Origin of the sequence: Butyrivibrio sp. XPD2006 (genome assembly GCF_000420865.1) — a bacterium.
In the GTDB taxonomy this organism is placed as follows: domain Bacteria; phylum Bacillota; class Clostridia; order Lachnospirales; family Lachnospiraceae; genus Butyrivibrio.
Map to the genome: position 1 here is coordinate 47613 of NZ_ATVT01000001.1, position 13202 is coordinate 60814.

Annotated in this window: 15 protein-coding genes and 1 riboswitch; of the genes, 13 read left to right on the forward strand and 2 right to left on the reverse strand. The window is 44.0% G+C overall.

The genetic code is table 11. The annotated features are described in order from the left end of the window. Positions 1–19 precede the first annotated feature (19 nt). From G590_RS0100305 to G590_RS17865, 4 genes are all read left to right on the forward strand, one after another. On the forward strand, positions 20–583 hold the full coding sequence (locus tag G590_RS0100305) for a biotin transporter BioY (RefSeq protein ID WP_022763667.1): 564 nt from the start codon (positions 20–22) through the stop codon (positions 581–583). An 86-nt stretch (positions 584–669) separates the two neighbouring features. Continuing rightward, positions 670–1656, forward strand: coding sequence for a serine hydrolase domain-containing protein (locus G590_RS0100310; RefSeq protein WP_022763668.1), 987 nt, complete (start codon positions 670–672; stop codon positions 1654–1656). Positions 1657–1668: 12 nt separating this feature from the next. Beyond that, the gene (locus G590_RS17860; RefSeq protein ID WP_022763669.1) at positions 1669–2622 is read left to right on the forward strand and encodes a carbohydrate kinase family protein; all 954 of its coding nucleotides are present in this window, start codon (positions 1669–1671) and stop codon (positions 2620–2622) included. Then, the gene (locus G590_RS17865) at positions 2606–2995 is read left to right on the forward strand and encodes an iron chaperone (protein WP_022763670.1); all 390 of its coding nucleotides are present in this window, start codon (positions 2606–2608) and stop codon (positions 2993–2995) included. The genes G590_RS17860 and G590_RS17865 overlap by 17 nt, the downstream gene beginning before the upstream one ends. A 1-nt stretch (position 2996) precedes the next feature. Here G590_RS17865 and G590_RS0100325 read toward each other — a convergent pair whose 3' ends face one another. Next, the gene (locus G590_RS0100325) at positions 2997–3902 is read right to left on the reverse strand and encodes a ketopantoate reductase family protein (protein ID WP_022763671.1); all 906 of its coding nucleotides are present in this window, start codon (positions 3900–3902) and stop codon (positions 2997–2999) included. A gap of 150 nt (positions 3903–4052) precedes the next feature. On the opposite strand from G590_RS0100325, the gene G590_RS0100330 reads away from it, so the two are divergent. The 9 genes from G590_RS0100330 (at position 4053) to G590_RS0100370 (ending at position 12836) form a co-directional block, all read left to right on the forward strand. Beyond that, positions 4053–4601 carry a TetR/AcrR family transcriptional regulator gene (locus G590_RS0100330; RefSeq protein ID WP_022763672.1) on the forward strand — a complete coding sequence of 183 codons (549 nt, stop codon included), beginning with the start codon at positions 4053–4055 and terminating at the stop codon, positions 4599–4601. A gap of 27 nt (positions 4602–4628) precedes the next feature. Continuing rightward, positions 4629–5621 carry an asparaginase gene (locus G590_RS0100335; protein WP_022763673.1) on the forward strand — a complete coding sequence of 331 codons (993 nt, stop codon included), beginning with the start codon at positions 4629–4631 and terminating at the stop codon, positions 5619–5621. Between the two features lies 1 nt (position 5622). Beyond that, positions 5623–6885: a peptidase T gene (gene pepT / locus G590_RS0100340; protein ID WP_022763674.1), complete on the forward strand. Its 1263-nt coding sequence runs from the start codon at positions 5623–5625 to the stop codon at positions 6883–6885. A 45-nt stretch (positions 6886–6930) separates the two neighbouring features. Then, a riboswitch (TPP riboswitch) is annotated at positions 6931–7033 on the forward strand. Positions 7034–7127: 94 nt separating this feature from the next. Then, on the forward strand, positions 7128–8585 hold the full coding sequence (gene thiE / locus G590_RS20945; protein WP_022763675.1) for a thiamine phosphate synthase: 1458 nt from the start codon (positions 7128–7130) through the stop codon (positions 8583–8585). Next, positions 8582–9106, forward strand: coding sequence for an energy coupling factor transporter S component ThiW (gene thiW, locus G590_RS0100350; protein ID WP_022763676.1), 525 nt, complete (start codon positions 8582–8584; stop codon positions 9104–9106). The genes thiE and thiW overlap by 4 nt, the downstream gene beginning before the upstream one ends. Further along, positions 9103–9897, forward strand: a complete 795-nt coding sequence (gene thiD, locus G590_RS0100355) for a bifunctional hydroxymethylpyrimidine kinase/phosphomethylpyrimidine kinase (protein WP_022763677.1) — start codon at positions 9103–9105, stop codon at positions 9895–9897. Before thiW ends, thiD begins: the two co-directional genes overlap by 4 nt. Before the next feature lie 21 nt (positions 9898–9918). Next, the gene (gene thiC / locus G590_RS0100360; protein WP_022763678.1) at positions 9919–11244 is read left to right on the forward strand and encodes a phosphomethylpyrimidine synthase ThiC; all 1326 of its coding nucleotides are present in this window, start codon (positions 9919–9921) and stop codon (positions 11242–11244) included. A 283-nt stretch (positions 11245–11527) separates the two neighbouring features. After that, complete coding sequence (locus G590_RS0100365) at positions 11528–12115, forward strand: putative ABC transporter permease (RefSeq protein ID WP_196802453.1); 588 nt, start codon at positions 11528–11530, stop codon at positions 12113–12115. A gap of 16 nt (positions 12116–12131) precedes the next feature. Continuing rightward, complete coding sequence (locus G590_RS0100370; protein WP_022763680.1) at positions 12132–12836, forward strand: hypothetical protein; 705 nt, start codon at positions 12132–12134, stop codon at positions 12834–12836. A gap of 49 nt (positions 12837–12885) precedes the next feature. Here the strand turns inward: G590_RS0100370 and G590_RS0100375 are convergent, their stop codons facing one another. After that, positions 12886–13134, reverse strand: a complete 249-nt coding sequence (locus tag G590_RS0100375) for a GlsB/YeaQ/YmgE family stress response membrane protein (protein WP_022763681.1) — start codon at positions 13132–13134, stop codon at positions 12886–12888. Positions 13135–13202 lie beyond the last annotated feature (68 nt).

The following is a 13202-nucleotide window of genomic DNA, read 5'->3' on the forward strand; positions in this document are numbered from 1 at the left end:
GTTGGAGGATACAGACATCATGAGTAGTACAGAAGCAGTTAAGACAAGAGATAATTCAAAAGTATTAGATCTGGTATACATCGCAATCGGAGCAGCGCTTATAGCTATATGTTCCTGGATCAGCATACCGACAGCAGTTCCCTTTACACTTCAGACATTCGCAGTATTCTTTGTACTGCTGGCACTTGGCGGTGAGAGAGGAACAATTGCAACCCTGGTATACATTCTTCTCGGAGCTATCGGAGTTCCTGTTTTTGCGGGATTTTCGGGAGGTATCGGAGTACTTTTAGGAAACACAGGCGGATATATTATCGGATTCTTATTTACAGGATTTATATACATTCTTTTCACCAAGTTCTTCAAGAAGAACATTGTCATTAAGATAGTAGCACTGGTCATCGGACTTGCAGTATGCTACGCATTCGGAACAGCATGGTTTATGCATGTTTATATGAGAACCAGCGGAGAAGTAGGACTTATTACAGTGCTTGGATGGTGCGTATTCCCGTTCATCATCCCTGATCTTCTTAAGCTTGCTCTTGCAGTTGTTATTTCAAGGAGAATTGAACCTGTAATCAAATAATTTTAAGATTTTGCTTGAAAACAATTTTTAATCATATTAGCCTTTTCTTAGGACGTCCGAATCTTACCTAAGAGGAGGCTTTTTTGATGAATAAAGAACAGTTCCATGAGTTTGTGGCAGGAAGCAGCGGCAATGAGAGCAATATCTGTCAGATATATGCGATCAGGGACGGCATGACTGCTTATAACGATTGCTGGCATTCTTTTAAGACCGAGGATGCAATGAACGTCAATTCTGTTACCAAAGGCATTATGGCTCTGCTTGCGGGAATCGCACTGGATAAGGGCTGCATCAAAGACGTGGATCAGAAGGTGATGGATTTTTTCCCGGATTACAAGGTTAAGCGCGGGGAGAAGACTATCTATGATGTCACGATCAGGCACCTGCTCACAATGACAGCTCCGTATAAGGGAAAGTCGGAGCCCTGGAAGAAGGTGTGCACGTCACAGGACTTTACTCTTGCGATTCTGGATAACCTCGGAGGCCGAGGTGGCATCACGGGTGAGTTCAGGTACGCAACTCTCGGTATCCAGATTCTGGCAGGAATAATTGAAAGAGCTACGGGAGAGAAATGCTTAGATCTTGCCAACAGAGAGCTCTTTGGCCCATTGGGACTTCCTGCAAGGATCCCACACGGAGACAGCTCCAAGGAGGATCAGTTTGATTTCTTCATGAACAAAAACCCCAGGAAATATGAGTGGTACACTGATCCGCAGGGAAGTGTCACAGCCGGCTGGGGACTGTGTATGTCGGCAAAAGACATGGCGGTGATCGGAGAGCTTGTCCTTGAAAGCGGCTCTTTTAACGGCAAAAGGATCATCTCCGAGAACTACTTAAAAGACATGCTCACGCCTCACCTCAAACTTGGTGAGCGGATGGGATATATGAGCTACGGATATCTTTGGTACAAACCGTTTGACGACAGAGAAGTTTACGCGGCAATCGGAGATAGCGGAAACATAATCTATGTCAGCAAAGAGAGAAACGTATCAGTGGGAATCACAGGTACATTTAAGCCTCGCATCTTTGACAGAGTAGAGTTTATAGAAGATAAGGTACTGCCACTTTTGTAACAGGAGTTATGTATGAGTTGTAAGGTCACAGTTATTGGAGCAGCAATAGTAGATATATACGCGGGAGCAGTAGATAAAGAGATTTTTAAGAAGGGCTCCGTCCCTGCAGAAAATATAGGTATGTCCTGCGGAGGGGATGCCCTTAATGAGGTTGTTGTATTGTCAGGTCTTGGGAATGAGACTGAGATAATATCTCTTTTAGGAGGTGACGAAGCCGGCGGGATCGTGAAAAAGTGTCTTGACAGAAACAAGGTTGATACCCGAAAAATAACTACAAGCGCAGACATTCCGACAGCAACAAATATAGTTCTTGTGGACGGCGATGGTGAGAGATATTTCATCACAAATCCTAAGAGCTCTTTAAGAAAACTGTCCAAGGAGCATATACTGCCTCATCTTGATGATGCCGGAGATATCGTGAGTTTTGCCAGTATCTTTGTGTCGCCCAAACTGACAGTAAGTGACATGGAAGAGGTTTTTAGACAGATTAAAGAAACTCCCGGCCGTGTCCTCGTTGCAGACATGACAACTGCCAAGAATGGTGAGACGATAAAAGACCTAGAGCCGATCCTTAAGTATATCGATTATATAATCCCAAATGAGAAGGAAGCATCGATCCTGACCGGCGAGAGTGACCCTGTAGAGAGCGCAGAGATATTTATTGAGCACGGAGCAAATACCGTGATCATCAAATGCGGGAAAGAGGGATGCTACTACAAAAATGCTTCCGAAGAAGGCCACATCCCAGCTTATCCCGATGCTAAGGTCATCGATACCACCGGCGCAGGAGACAGCTTTGTGGCCGGATTCATCCATGGCCTTTCAAAAGGTCTTAGCCTGCAGGAGTCTTGCAAGTATGGATGTGCTGTGTCATCTGTTGTGGTAGAACATATGGGAACACAGGGCATAGCTGAAATTAGTTATGAAGCAAAGCGAAGGTATCAATTCTATGGCTGTTCAAACTAACGATCAAAAGGATGTACATACAAATATGAATCCAATAAAGAAATATATAGCTGAACAAGATGAAACAATTCGCCCTCGTTTGGAAGACGTTTACAAAGTGATCAGTGATGCAATGCCAAATGCAGAAGAACGCATATCGTGGGGAATGCCAACTTTTTGGGAAGGAAGAAATATTATCCATTTTGCCGCTGCCAAAAAGCATATTGGATTGTATCCAGGGCCTGAAGCTATTGAGTTTTTTGCTGATCGATTGCAGGACTATAAAACAAGTAAGGGCGCTATACAATTGCCTAATAATAAAGAACTGCCGCTTGATCTTATAAAAGACTTATCAAGATGGTGCTATGAGAGAAATATGAATTCTCATAAATGACTTACAGCGCACTTTCTATGCGAGGAAGTGAAACTCCCAGTTTACGGGCATCTTCGCAGATCTCTCTTACACTGTAGCCTACGGTATACTTGTTGAAAGCTACGGCGTTATATGCTGGTGTACCAGGCTTATACAAGGTGCGCATCATTAGAGATGCAATAATATCTGCAGGGAGTATACTCATGGCTCTGACAGGCAGATCCGGAGAGATGTTCTTGGCCTTGAGATATGGGATCATGTCTTTTACGTTTCGCATCATACTTGCCAGGCCGTCTTTAGAAGTTATCACAGCTTCAAAACTTCCGCGCTTTAAGACTTCCGTCTCCATAGCAGCGTTGAGCACGTAGTGATTCCAGAGAAAGGCATTGATATCTTTGTGGACAGACACTTTAAAGCCTGCTGATTCAAAGAGCTCTTTTACCATCTGCTCCCTACTTGAGAGGGCATCAGAAGAAGTGCCTATCTGGACGGAACCATAAAGGATGCCGTTTAGAACGTTTTCTGTGATTCCTCCGCCTGCGCTTGGAAAGCTGACAACGAACCGGTCCTTGGGGAGGATATCGATATTATCCACGGGATTTCCGCCATAGTTGCCCATAAGAAGGATTGTGGCTTCACCGGCAAAGTATTTTACGCTCTCTACAGCATTCGTTACCTGCTCGGGATTTACGCTGATCAGGATCAGATCATACTTTTCTTCCGGTGAAATCTCGTATTTCAGATTGATATCCCATTTTGTATCTATATTCTTTTTCGTTCTGCCATCATAGGTGTGCAGCTCTATATAGTCAGCGTAAGTATGCCGGATGCTTTTTCTTACAAAGAAATCTACCGTATTTCCTGCATTTTCAAGCGCCCATCCATATTGACTTCCGATCACGCCTCTTCCTAAAATAAGTATTTTCATAATAAAACTCCTTTGTGAACATTTGTTGATTTATAAACATCTGTGTGTTATCGTCATCATATAGCTGATAAATAGCACCTGCAATAGTTATTGTTTCCGGAAATGTTGGATAATCAACAGATAGGGCTAAATTGTTCAGAAAGAGGTAATATGGACAGAAGAGTTGCAAGAACAAGAAAACTAATTTTAAATGCTTTTCTAAAGCTTCTTAAGGAAAAAGGCTTTGAGAAAATCACAATTCAGGATATTGCTGATGAAGCGGATATTAACAGAGGAACAGTTTATCTGCACTTTGAGGATAAGTATCATCTGATGGATTATTGCATTGACAGCTATGTGGATGAGATGCTCACACAGTGCAGTGGAAGCGAAGAGATAAAGATAAAAAGAGACTCGCTTCAGATGATTTTTGATTATCTAAGAGAAAACAAGGAAATATACAAACTGCTTCTGGAAAATGATAAAAACGGAACTTTCCTGAAAAAGATGGAGACTACCGTTGAGGAACAGGTTAAGATTGCAGTGGATCATTCTTCTTCAAAGAAGGGGAAAAAGGCAGATACTCTGATAAGATTTCTGGTGTCGGGCTTTCTCGGAGTTATGGATCTGTGGATAAGAAACTACCCTGACACCTCGCCTGAGGAGGCAACGGATCTTCTTATGGATATGCTAAAGCCCTATATGGAGGATCTTTTTTAAAATAATGATAATGTTGAGGAAAAAGATATGAGTAGAAAGATTCTGATAATAAATACAGGCGGAACATTATCCGCCGTAATGAAGAGTAACGGCCTTATACCGGGGCTTTCAATCCATGATATGCAGAAGGAGCTTCAGATGGTATCGGGTGATACTGATATTGAAATTGAGGACTTTTGCTCCGTGGACAGTGCGAATATATTCCCGGAGGACTGGAGCTCTTTGGCACAGAGAATAAGTCAGTGCCGAAATGATTATGATGGAATTGTAGTTATACATGGCACTGATACGTTGGCATATACTTCATCCATGCTCTCATATATGCTGAGGAACATAAACATTCCCGTCGTAATAACAGGCTCGCAGCTCTCCATCACCAATCCTGTGGCTGACGCTATGGAAAATTGCAGATGCGCAATCCACATGGCAGCCAGTCAGATCCCGGGTGTGTTTGTTGCGTTTAACAGAAAAGTAATGCTTGGGTGCAGGGCTTCAAAAGTAAGGTCGCTTAGCTTTGATGCATTTGAGAGTATCAACTATCCTAATATTGCGACAATAAGCTCTTTGGGAATGAAGATTGACACGGCAGCAGTTCCCGAGAGAACCGGGATTTTCAAACTGACTGACACATACTCAGATAAGGTTTGCATGATAAAAATGTTCCCGGGAATACACAGGAGCTTTATTGAGTCAATTGCCGATCAGGGGTACAAGGGAATATATATTGAAGCTTATGGAATCGGAGGAATGCCTTTTATTAAGCATGATTTCATCGGGGCTCTGGATAAACTTATTCAAAGCGGAATTACTGTAGTTGTCGGAACCCAGTGCAGATATGAAGGAACCAAGATGGATGTCTATGAGACAGGGAAAAGAGCTCTTGAGATCGGCGCACTTGAGGCTCACGACATGACAACGGAGGCAGCACTTACAAAGCTCATGTGGATTTTGGGACTGACCGAAGATGTTAAGGAAATACGAGATAATTATTCTATAAATGTGGCGGGAGAGATGGCCTGATATGGATCAAAGAGAAATATACGAACAGGTAAAAGAGAGACTGATGCGCTATGCAAGGATTGATACGCAGTCAGCAGAATATACAGGACACTGGCCAACGACGGATAAGCAAAAAGACCTTGCACGTGTGCTAAAGGATGAGCTTATAAATATAGGTGTATCCGATGTTTTCATGGATGAAGATGGATGTGTTGTCTATGGCAGGATTCCTGCCAACATACAGAATGATACGGTGATGCCTATAGGCTTTATAGCGCATATGGACACTGCACCTGATGCCAGTGGCACAAATGTAAAGCCCTGGGTATTGGAAAACTACGACGGCGGAGACATTGTACTTAACAAAGAGAAAAACATCATTATGAAGGCTTCTGACTATCCAAACCTTGGCATGTATATAGGACAGGACCTTATACTTACAGACGGAACAACACTTCTTGGCGGAGATGATAAGGCTTCGATTGCAGCCACAATGTCTTTTGCCGAATATCTTGTGAACCACGGCGATGTAAAGCATGGAGATGTATGTATTGCATTTACTCCCGATGAGGAGGTTGGTGGTCTTGCAAGAGACCTTGATCTTGAGAGGTTCGGAGCAAAGGTTGCTTACACACTGGATGGGGATCACCTGGGCTGGTATGAGGATGAGACGTTCAATGCATCGGAAGCGGTGCTGGAATTTACAGGCAGAAGCGTTCATACCGGAACTGCCAAGGGAATCATGATAAATGCAGTTGATATGTCGGCTGAGTTTATGGCTATGCTTCCCCGAAATGAGAGACCACAGTACACGGAGGGTGTAGAAGGCTTCTACCATGTGATATCCTGTGAGAGTGACTGCGAGCATGCAAGAGTAAGGCTTCTTATACGTGATTTTGACCATGATAATTTCAAAAGGCGTGAAGCATTTTTAGAAGAATGTGCTGATAAGCTAAGAGCTGAATATGGGCAGGACAGGGTGACGCTTACCATAACCCATCAGTACAGCAACATGAAGGAAGTACTGAAGGACGTCCCGTTTATGATTGATAATCTGAAAAAAGCAATTAAGAAAGCGGGCATAGAGCCTGTCTGTGAACCTTTCAGAGGCGGAACGGACGGCGCAGCCCTGTCATTCAGAGGTCTCCCATGTCCGAATCTTTCTGCCGGTTACGAAAATGCCCATGGAAGATTTGAATATGTTCCAATACGGTCTATGGTTAAAAATGTTGAAATTCTGCTAAATCTCTGCGAGAATGCTATTGCATATGCCGGGGTGGAGTGATATATTCTATAACTGTAGGTTACAAAGACCTGCAAACACAATAAAATACCGGACAAGGGGAGCTGATAATGGCTGAGAGGTGCATGAATGCACGACCCTAAACCTGATTTGGATAATGCCAACGTAGGAATCGTCAATTAGTAATGCGTAATTAGCGTCATCTGTATCAGATGGCGCTTGTTTTTTACCATCATACAGAAGCTGACAGCAAATTCTCTCAGTCATGATCAAACGTGATTTTCATGACTTATGATCTTTGGGATATTCGCCCGCAAATACACATTTTAACCAACTATATCACCGTAAATGACGTGGTAAATGCATGTCTTTCTGTAGGCGCAACAGCAATAGGAGGAGATGCTCTATGCGAGTGTGCACAGATAACAGAAAACTGTGACAGCCTTGTCATCAATACAGGAACACCCTCTCCCGAAAGGCTGAAGGTCTTTTTATCTTCCGGGAAAAGAGCTAACGAGCTTGGGATACCGATCGTCCTTGATCCTGTAGGTGCAGGTGCGACAGACTTCAGAAGAGATATGTTAAAAGAACTTCTGAAAGAAGTGCACTTTACATGCATAAGAGGGAATACCGCTGAAATAAAAGCGCTTTGTTCAATCTCCGGTATTTGCGGAGAACAAAACGACAGGGATCACTTCTCCGGTGTTGAAGATACGAAGACGCATGTGTATACGAAGGAAATATTGGCCCTTTCAAAAGCTTCAGGGGCAGTGATCGTGGCAAGCGGCAGCAAAGTATCTGTTGGTGATGCTGCATCCAATCTGCTTTTGGAACTTCCGGGAGGCAGCAGCATGCAAAAGCTCTTTACCGGAGCAGGATGCATGATGAGCGCAATAATCGGCGCATACCTGGGGGCAGCCAAAAAAGAAGGTGAAACCGGAGACTTCGTAAATGCCATAAGGGCAGCAGTGTCCGTATATCAGATAAATGCCGCCAGGGCAGAGCTCTTTTGCCAAAAAGAAAAAAGACTTGGAACTATGCATTACAAAAACGCCCTGATAGATCAGCTTAGCCTTACCAGGCTTAACAGAAGAGAGCGACTTAGCGGACTTGATACATTTCTGTACGCTATAACTAACAGAGATATCCTGAAGGAAGGCATAAGCCTTACAGATTCTGTTGAGCAGGCCATCCTTGGGGGAGCAACCATGATTCAGCTCCGCGAGAAGAACATGACCACTACTGAGTACATAAAGACTGCAATAGCGGTCAATAAGGTTTGTGAGAGCTTCGACATTCCTCTTATCATCAACGACAACGTGGAGGTATGCAGGGTTGTGGGCGCAGCAGGTGTCCATCTTGGCCTTGAGGATGAGTCGGTAGAAAAGGCAAGAGCCATACTTGGAGAAGATTTCATAATCGGTGCAACTGCTCATAACTTAAAGGAGGCGCAGAAAGCTCTTTTGCAGGGGGCAGATTACCTTGGGGTAGGAGCGGCATTCGGGTCGGATACCAAGAAGGATGCAAAGCCGATAACAAGCCTTGAGACATATAAAGAGATCACATCGAACATCCCGATCCCTGTGGTCGCAATCGGAGGGATAACAGGTGAGAATCTGGGACAGCTCGCGGGGCTGGGACTTTCGGGGATTGCAGTGATATCAAGCATCTTTGGTGCTTTGGATATAAAAGAAAATACAAAAAGCCTTAAACAAAAGGCTAAGGAGGAGATTTTGAAATGAAGAAAGAATCAGTAGTAAAGCTTGTATTATCGGGGATGTTTGTGGCACTGGCAGTAGTATTATCGACATTTTCCATCCCTATCGGCGGATCAAAGTGTTTTCCGATCCAGCACATGGTCAATGTTCTTGCAGCTGTATTTTTAGGACCGGGTTACGGACTTGGAATAGCATTCTGCACATCCCTCATAAGAAACCTTCTGGGAACAGGAACTCTTCTTGCTTTTCCCGGAAGTATGGTAGGAGCGTTCTGTTGCGGTCTTGTATATAAGCACACCGGAAAGCTTTCGCTCACATATGTAGCGGAGGTGATAGGAACAGGAATCATCGGAGGACTGCTTGCATACCCTGTTGCGGCTTTTGTTATGGGCAAAGAGGTTGCGCTTTTTGTATACGTAGTTCCGTTCCTTGTAAGTACTGTAGGAGGAACAATTATTGCTGCAATTCTTGTCACAGTGCTCAAGCATAATCATGTACTTGAAAGACTGCAGAACATGGTAAAAGAAGGAAAAATAGCAAAATGAAAAAGAAAACAGCGCTAACGATAGCAGGGAGCGATAGCAGCGGCGGTGCAGGAATCCAGGCAGATTTAAAAACAATGCATGGCTGCGGCGTATACGGCATGAGTGCTATAACAGCCATAACTGCTCAGAACACAACCGGCGTAAAGAGTATCATGAGGGTGACAAAAGAGGTGCTTTCCGATCAGCTGGATATGGTGTTTACGGATATCTTTCCGGATGCGGTCAAGATTGGAATGACTTTCAGGAGTGATCTCATTGAGGTGATCGCCGACAGGCTTTCCTTTTATAAAGCCGGTAATATAGTGCTTGATCCTGTGATGGTTGCAACCAGCGGAGCAAGGCTTATGGAGGAAGATGGAATTTCGGCGCTATGTGCGCGGCTTATTCCTTTGGCAAGTCTTATTACGCCGAATATTCCGGAGGCGGAAGTGCTGCTCGGATCGGATGAGATAAAGACAAGAGATGATATGGAGGCGGCCGCCGGGAGGATTACTCAGATATACGGCTGCAACTGTCTTGTAAAAGGCGGTCATATGCTAAATGACAGATTGTCCTCCGACGTACTGGCAACGACAGACGGAAAACTATTCTGGTACGAGTCTGAGAGAGTGGACAATCCAAATACTCACGGAACCGGCTGTACCTTATCCAGCGCAATAGCTTCTTATATGGCGCTTGGCTGTGATATACAATCCGGTGTTAAAAGAGCCAAGGAGTACCTTGACAGATCTATAAGAGAGCAGCTTGACCTCGGAAGCGGTCATGGGCCTCTTTGGCATGTATTTGCATAATAAATTATCAGGAGAGAGTGTATGAATTCAGAGACAAACAGACCTTATTCCACACAGATGGAGGCTGCAAGAAAAGGCATTGTGACACCGGAAATGAAGGTGGTTGCAGAAAAAGAAAACAGAGATGTGGAATTTATAAGACAGATGGTTGCCGAGGGAAAAGTGGTTATCCCGGCAAACCCTGCCCACAAGGGACTTGACCCCAACGGAGTCGGAAGTATGTTAAAGACCAAGATAAATGTTAATCTTGGTGTCAGCAGAGACTGCAAGGACCTTGATGTTGAGATGAAGAAAGTTATGGAAGCAGTAGATATGGGCGCAGAAGCTATCATGGATCTTTCAAGCCACGGAGATACCCAGCCCTTCAGGAGAAAGCTCTGCACATCCTGCCCTGCGATGATAGGTACGGTGCCTATTTATGACTCCGTCATTCACTACCAAAGAGACCTTGCGACTCTTACTGCTAAGGACTTCGTGGATGTTGTAAGGCTCCATGCTGAAGATGGTGTTGACTTTGTTACCCTCCACTGCGGAATAAGCAGAAATACCATCGAGCAGATAAAGAACGGCAAAAGAGAAATGAACATCGTAAGCCGTGGCGGAAGCCTTGTATTTGCATGGATGGCAATGACAGGACAGGAGAATCCGTTCTATGAGTACTACGATGAGATTCTGGAGATATGCAGAGAACACGATGTGACCATAAGTCTTGGTGATGCCTGCAGACCGGGATGTCTTGCGGATGCAACCGACAGATGCCAGATAGAAGAACTGATAAGACTGGGTGAGCTTACCGAGAGAGCATGGGAAAGAGATGTGCAGGTAATGGTAGAAGGTCCCGGACACGTTCCCATGGATCAGATTGAAGCCAACATGAAGATACAGCAGACAATATGTAAGGGAGCACCCTTCTATGTATTGGGGCCTCTCGTAACCGATATAGCACCCGGATATGACCATATCACAGCTGCTATCGGCGGAGCTATTGCAGCTGCAGCAGGCGCAGCATTTTTGTGCTATGTAACACCGGCTGAGCACCTTGCACTTCCCAATGTCGATGATGTTCATCAGGGAATAATAGCAAGCAAGATAGCTGCTCATGCAGCAGACATTGCCAAGGGAATCCCCGGAGCAAGAGACAGGGATGATAGAATGGCCAAGGCAAGGAGAAAACTCGACTGGGATGCCCAGTGGCTTGAAGCTTTGGATCCGGCCACCGCAAAAGCGATCAGAGACAGCAGAGCACCTGAGGATGATCACGGTGATACCTGCAGCATGTGCGGAAAATTCTGCGCAGTACGCAGCATGAACAAAGCGCTTAACGGTGAGTATATAGATATCCTCTGATCAGGGTAGACATTATCTGTTCAATTTTCTACATATATCAGAAAAAGTGCCTCGTGGGCAAAGAAAACATATGAGTGAAAAAGTAATGTTGAGCTATTTTTCTACATATATGACTAAAAGTACCCTTTGGGCGTAGAAAATGAAAGAGATGGTTTTTTCTTTTTCTACATATATGACAAAAAGTAGGCCATGGGCAAAGAAAATCAGGTATCCAAAAATTTTACAGGCAAAAACTTTCTCCATATACCATAAAAAGTACCCTTTGGGCGTAGAAAATGTTATCATGATAAAATATGTTAGGACAGTTGAGGGTGAGGAAGAAATGAAGGACAAGATCAAATGCTGGGATACAATCCGGGATTATATTGAATACTTTTTGATATATTGCTTTGGAGGATGGCTGTATGAGTCTATATGGTGCGATGTGATATATCATCGCAGAGGTTTTCTTAACAGGGGGACATTATTTGGCCCCTGGCTTCCTATTTACGGTATAGGATTCTTTATTATCTTGGGAATATTTAAACTCCTTAAGATCAAAAAGCCATGGACCGTTTTCATAGTCGGGGCTGTGATAGCGACAGTGGCTGAGCTGGTCGGAAGCTATATTATGGATATGGCTGTTGGCGGATACACATGGAACTATAACGGATACTTCATGAATTTTAAGGGCAGAATCGCTCTGGTTCCCAGTCTGATGTTTGGTCTACTCATTTGCCTGGCAATTTGTCTGATACATCCGGCTATTATAAGGCTTCAGGACAAATACAAAAACAATCGCATCCATAATATATTGTTTATTGTGGTATTTGCGCTGTTTATTGTAGACCTGATCTGTCGTATCTGGCTTGGACCCAACTTCAAAGGGTAAAAGGAGGAGAAGACGTATGAAGAAAAAATCTATCTATGCACTGTTACTCATTACAATGACGATGCTTGCAGGATGCGGCAAACAGGAAAAAGAGAGCACAGATATTTTCGAAGCTGTTTCAAATGAGACACCCGTCACAGAGACAACTCCTGTTACAGAAGCAGAATCGGCTGCAGAAGAAGAGCCTTCAAAAGAGGCTGAGGAACCTTCCACGGAAGAGACAAATAGCGGCATGAAAGATGGCGAGCGCTTCGATTCCATAATAATCCTCGAGGGAATGGAAGAGACAGTTCATTACGAACACATAGTAAATGATGTGATCGGTTTTGAAATGGACTACGACTATGAGTCCTTTGTTCGCAAGAGTGATGCTGACCGTGAATGTTTTATTTCTGTTTATGATGATGTTAACAGTCCGGAGAACTATCTTGAGGTGACACGCAGCTCAGATGATGCTGAGACAGTTGCCGGTGCTCTGGAAAAAGAGCTGTCAGAAGAATATGACGTCACAAGGTATGAGATGCAGCTTGATAATGTTGGAAACTGCATCGAAATTACAGCATCAGAAGACAAGAATACTCACGGAACAGCTGATATGATGCAGTTTGCTTATATAATTCCGAGAGACGACGGCTGTCTTATCGCAAGAACTCACATGTATTTCGAGGCATCTGAAGGTTTCGGAAGAAGATTTAATTATATGCTCAACACTATCAGATAACAAAAAACAGCCCAAAAGCCAAACGACTTTCGGGCTGTTTTACATATCTTTACTTAAGAAGCTTGGAGCCTGCGAAGATTACCAGGCAGGATCCGATGACGCCTACGATCAGGTTTCCGATGATTCCTGATCCGTGGATGCCTACAAGTCCCAGAACAAGGTTTCCTACGAAACCTCCGATAACACCAAGGATGATATTTCTAAGGAGACCACCCTCATTATGCATGAGCTGTCCTGCAAGCCATCCTGCAATTGCGCCAATAATAAGTCCTGTTATAAGGCCCATTCCGTTGATCATTTCTTTATCCCCTTTCAAATCTTATTTTCAGGACTTAGTATATCAAAAAAAGATTGAGAAATAAATCA

What these genes read in the sequence shown, in the direction of transcription:
- G590_RS0100305 (WP_022763667.1), top strand. Translation starts at nt 20, where the DNA reads ATGAGTAGTACAGAAGCAGTTAAGACAAGAGATAATTCAAAAGTATTA.
- G590_RS0100310 (WP_022763668.1), top strand. Translation starts at nt 670, where the DNA reads ATGAATAAAGAACAGTTCCATGAGTTTGTGGCAGGAAGCAGCGGCAAT.
- G590_RS17860 (WP_022763669.1), top strand. Translation starts at nt 1,669, where the DNA reads ATGAGTTGTAAGGTCACAGTTATTGGAGCAGCAATAGTAGATATATAC.
- G590_RS17865 (WP_022763670.1), top strand. Translation starts at nt 2,606, where the DNA reads ATGGCTGTTCAAACTAACGATCAAAAGGATGTACATACAAATATGAAT.
- G590_RS0100325 (WP_022763671.1), bottom strand. Translation starts at nt 3,902, where the DNA reads ATGAAAATACTTATTTTAGGAAGAGGCGTGATCGGAAGTCAATATGGA.
- G590_RS0100330 (WP_022763672.1), top strand. Translation starts at nt 4,053, where the DNA reads ATGGACAGAAGAGTTGCAAGAACAAGAAAACTAATTTTAAATGCTTTT.
- G590_RS0100335 (WP_022763673.1), top strand. Translation starts at nt 4,629, where the DNA reads ATGAGTAGAAAGATTCTGATAATAAATACAGGCGGAACATTATCCGCC.
- pepT (WP_022763674.1), top strand. Translation starts at nt 5,623, where the DNA reads ATGGATCAAAGAGAAATATACGAACAGGTAAAAGAGAGACTGATGCGC.
- thiE (WP_022763675.1), top strand. Translation starts at nt 7,128, where the DNA reads ATGACTTATGATCTTTGGGATATTCGCCCGCAAATACACATTTTAACC.
- thiW (WP_022763676.1), top strand. Translation starts at nt 8,582, where the DNA reads ATGAAGAAAGAATCAGTAGTAAAGCTTGTATTATCGGGGATGTTTGTG.
- thiD (WP_022763677.1), top strand. Translation starts at nt 9,103, where the DNA reads ATGAAAAAGAAAACAGCGCTAACGATAGCAGGGAGCGATAGCAGCGGC.
- thiC (WP_022763678.1), top strand. Translation starts at nt 9,919, where the DNA reads ATGAATTCAGAGACAAACAGACCTTATTCCACACAGATGGAGGCTGCA.
- G590_RS0100365 (WP_196802453.1), top strand. Translation starts at nt 11,528, where the DNA reads ATGATAAAATATGTTAGGACAGTTGAGGGTGAGGAAGAAATGAAGGAC.
- G590_RS0100370 (WP_022763680.1), top strand. Translation starts at nt 12,132, where the DNA reads ATGAAGAAAAAATCTATCTATGCACTGTTACTCATTACAATGACGATG.
- G590_RS0100375 (WP_022763681.1), bottom strand. Translation starts at nt 13,134, where the DNA reads ATGATCAACGGAATGGGCCTTATAACAGGACTTATTATTGGCGCAATT.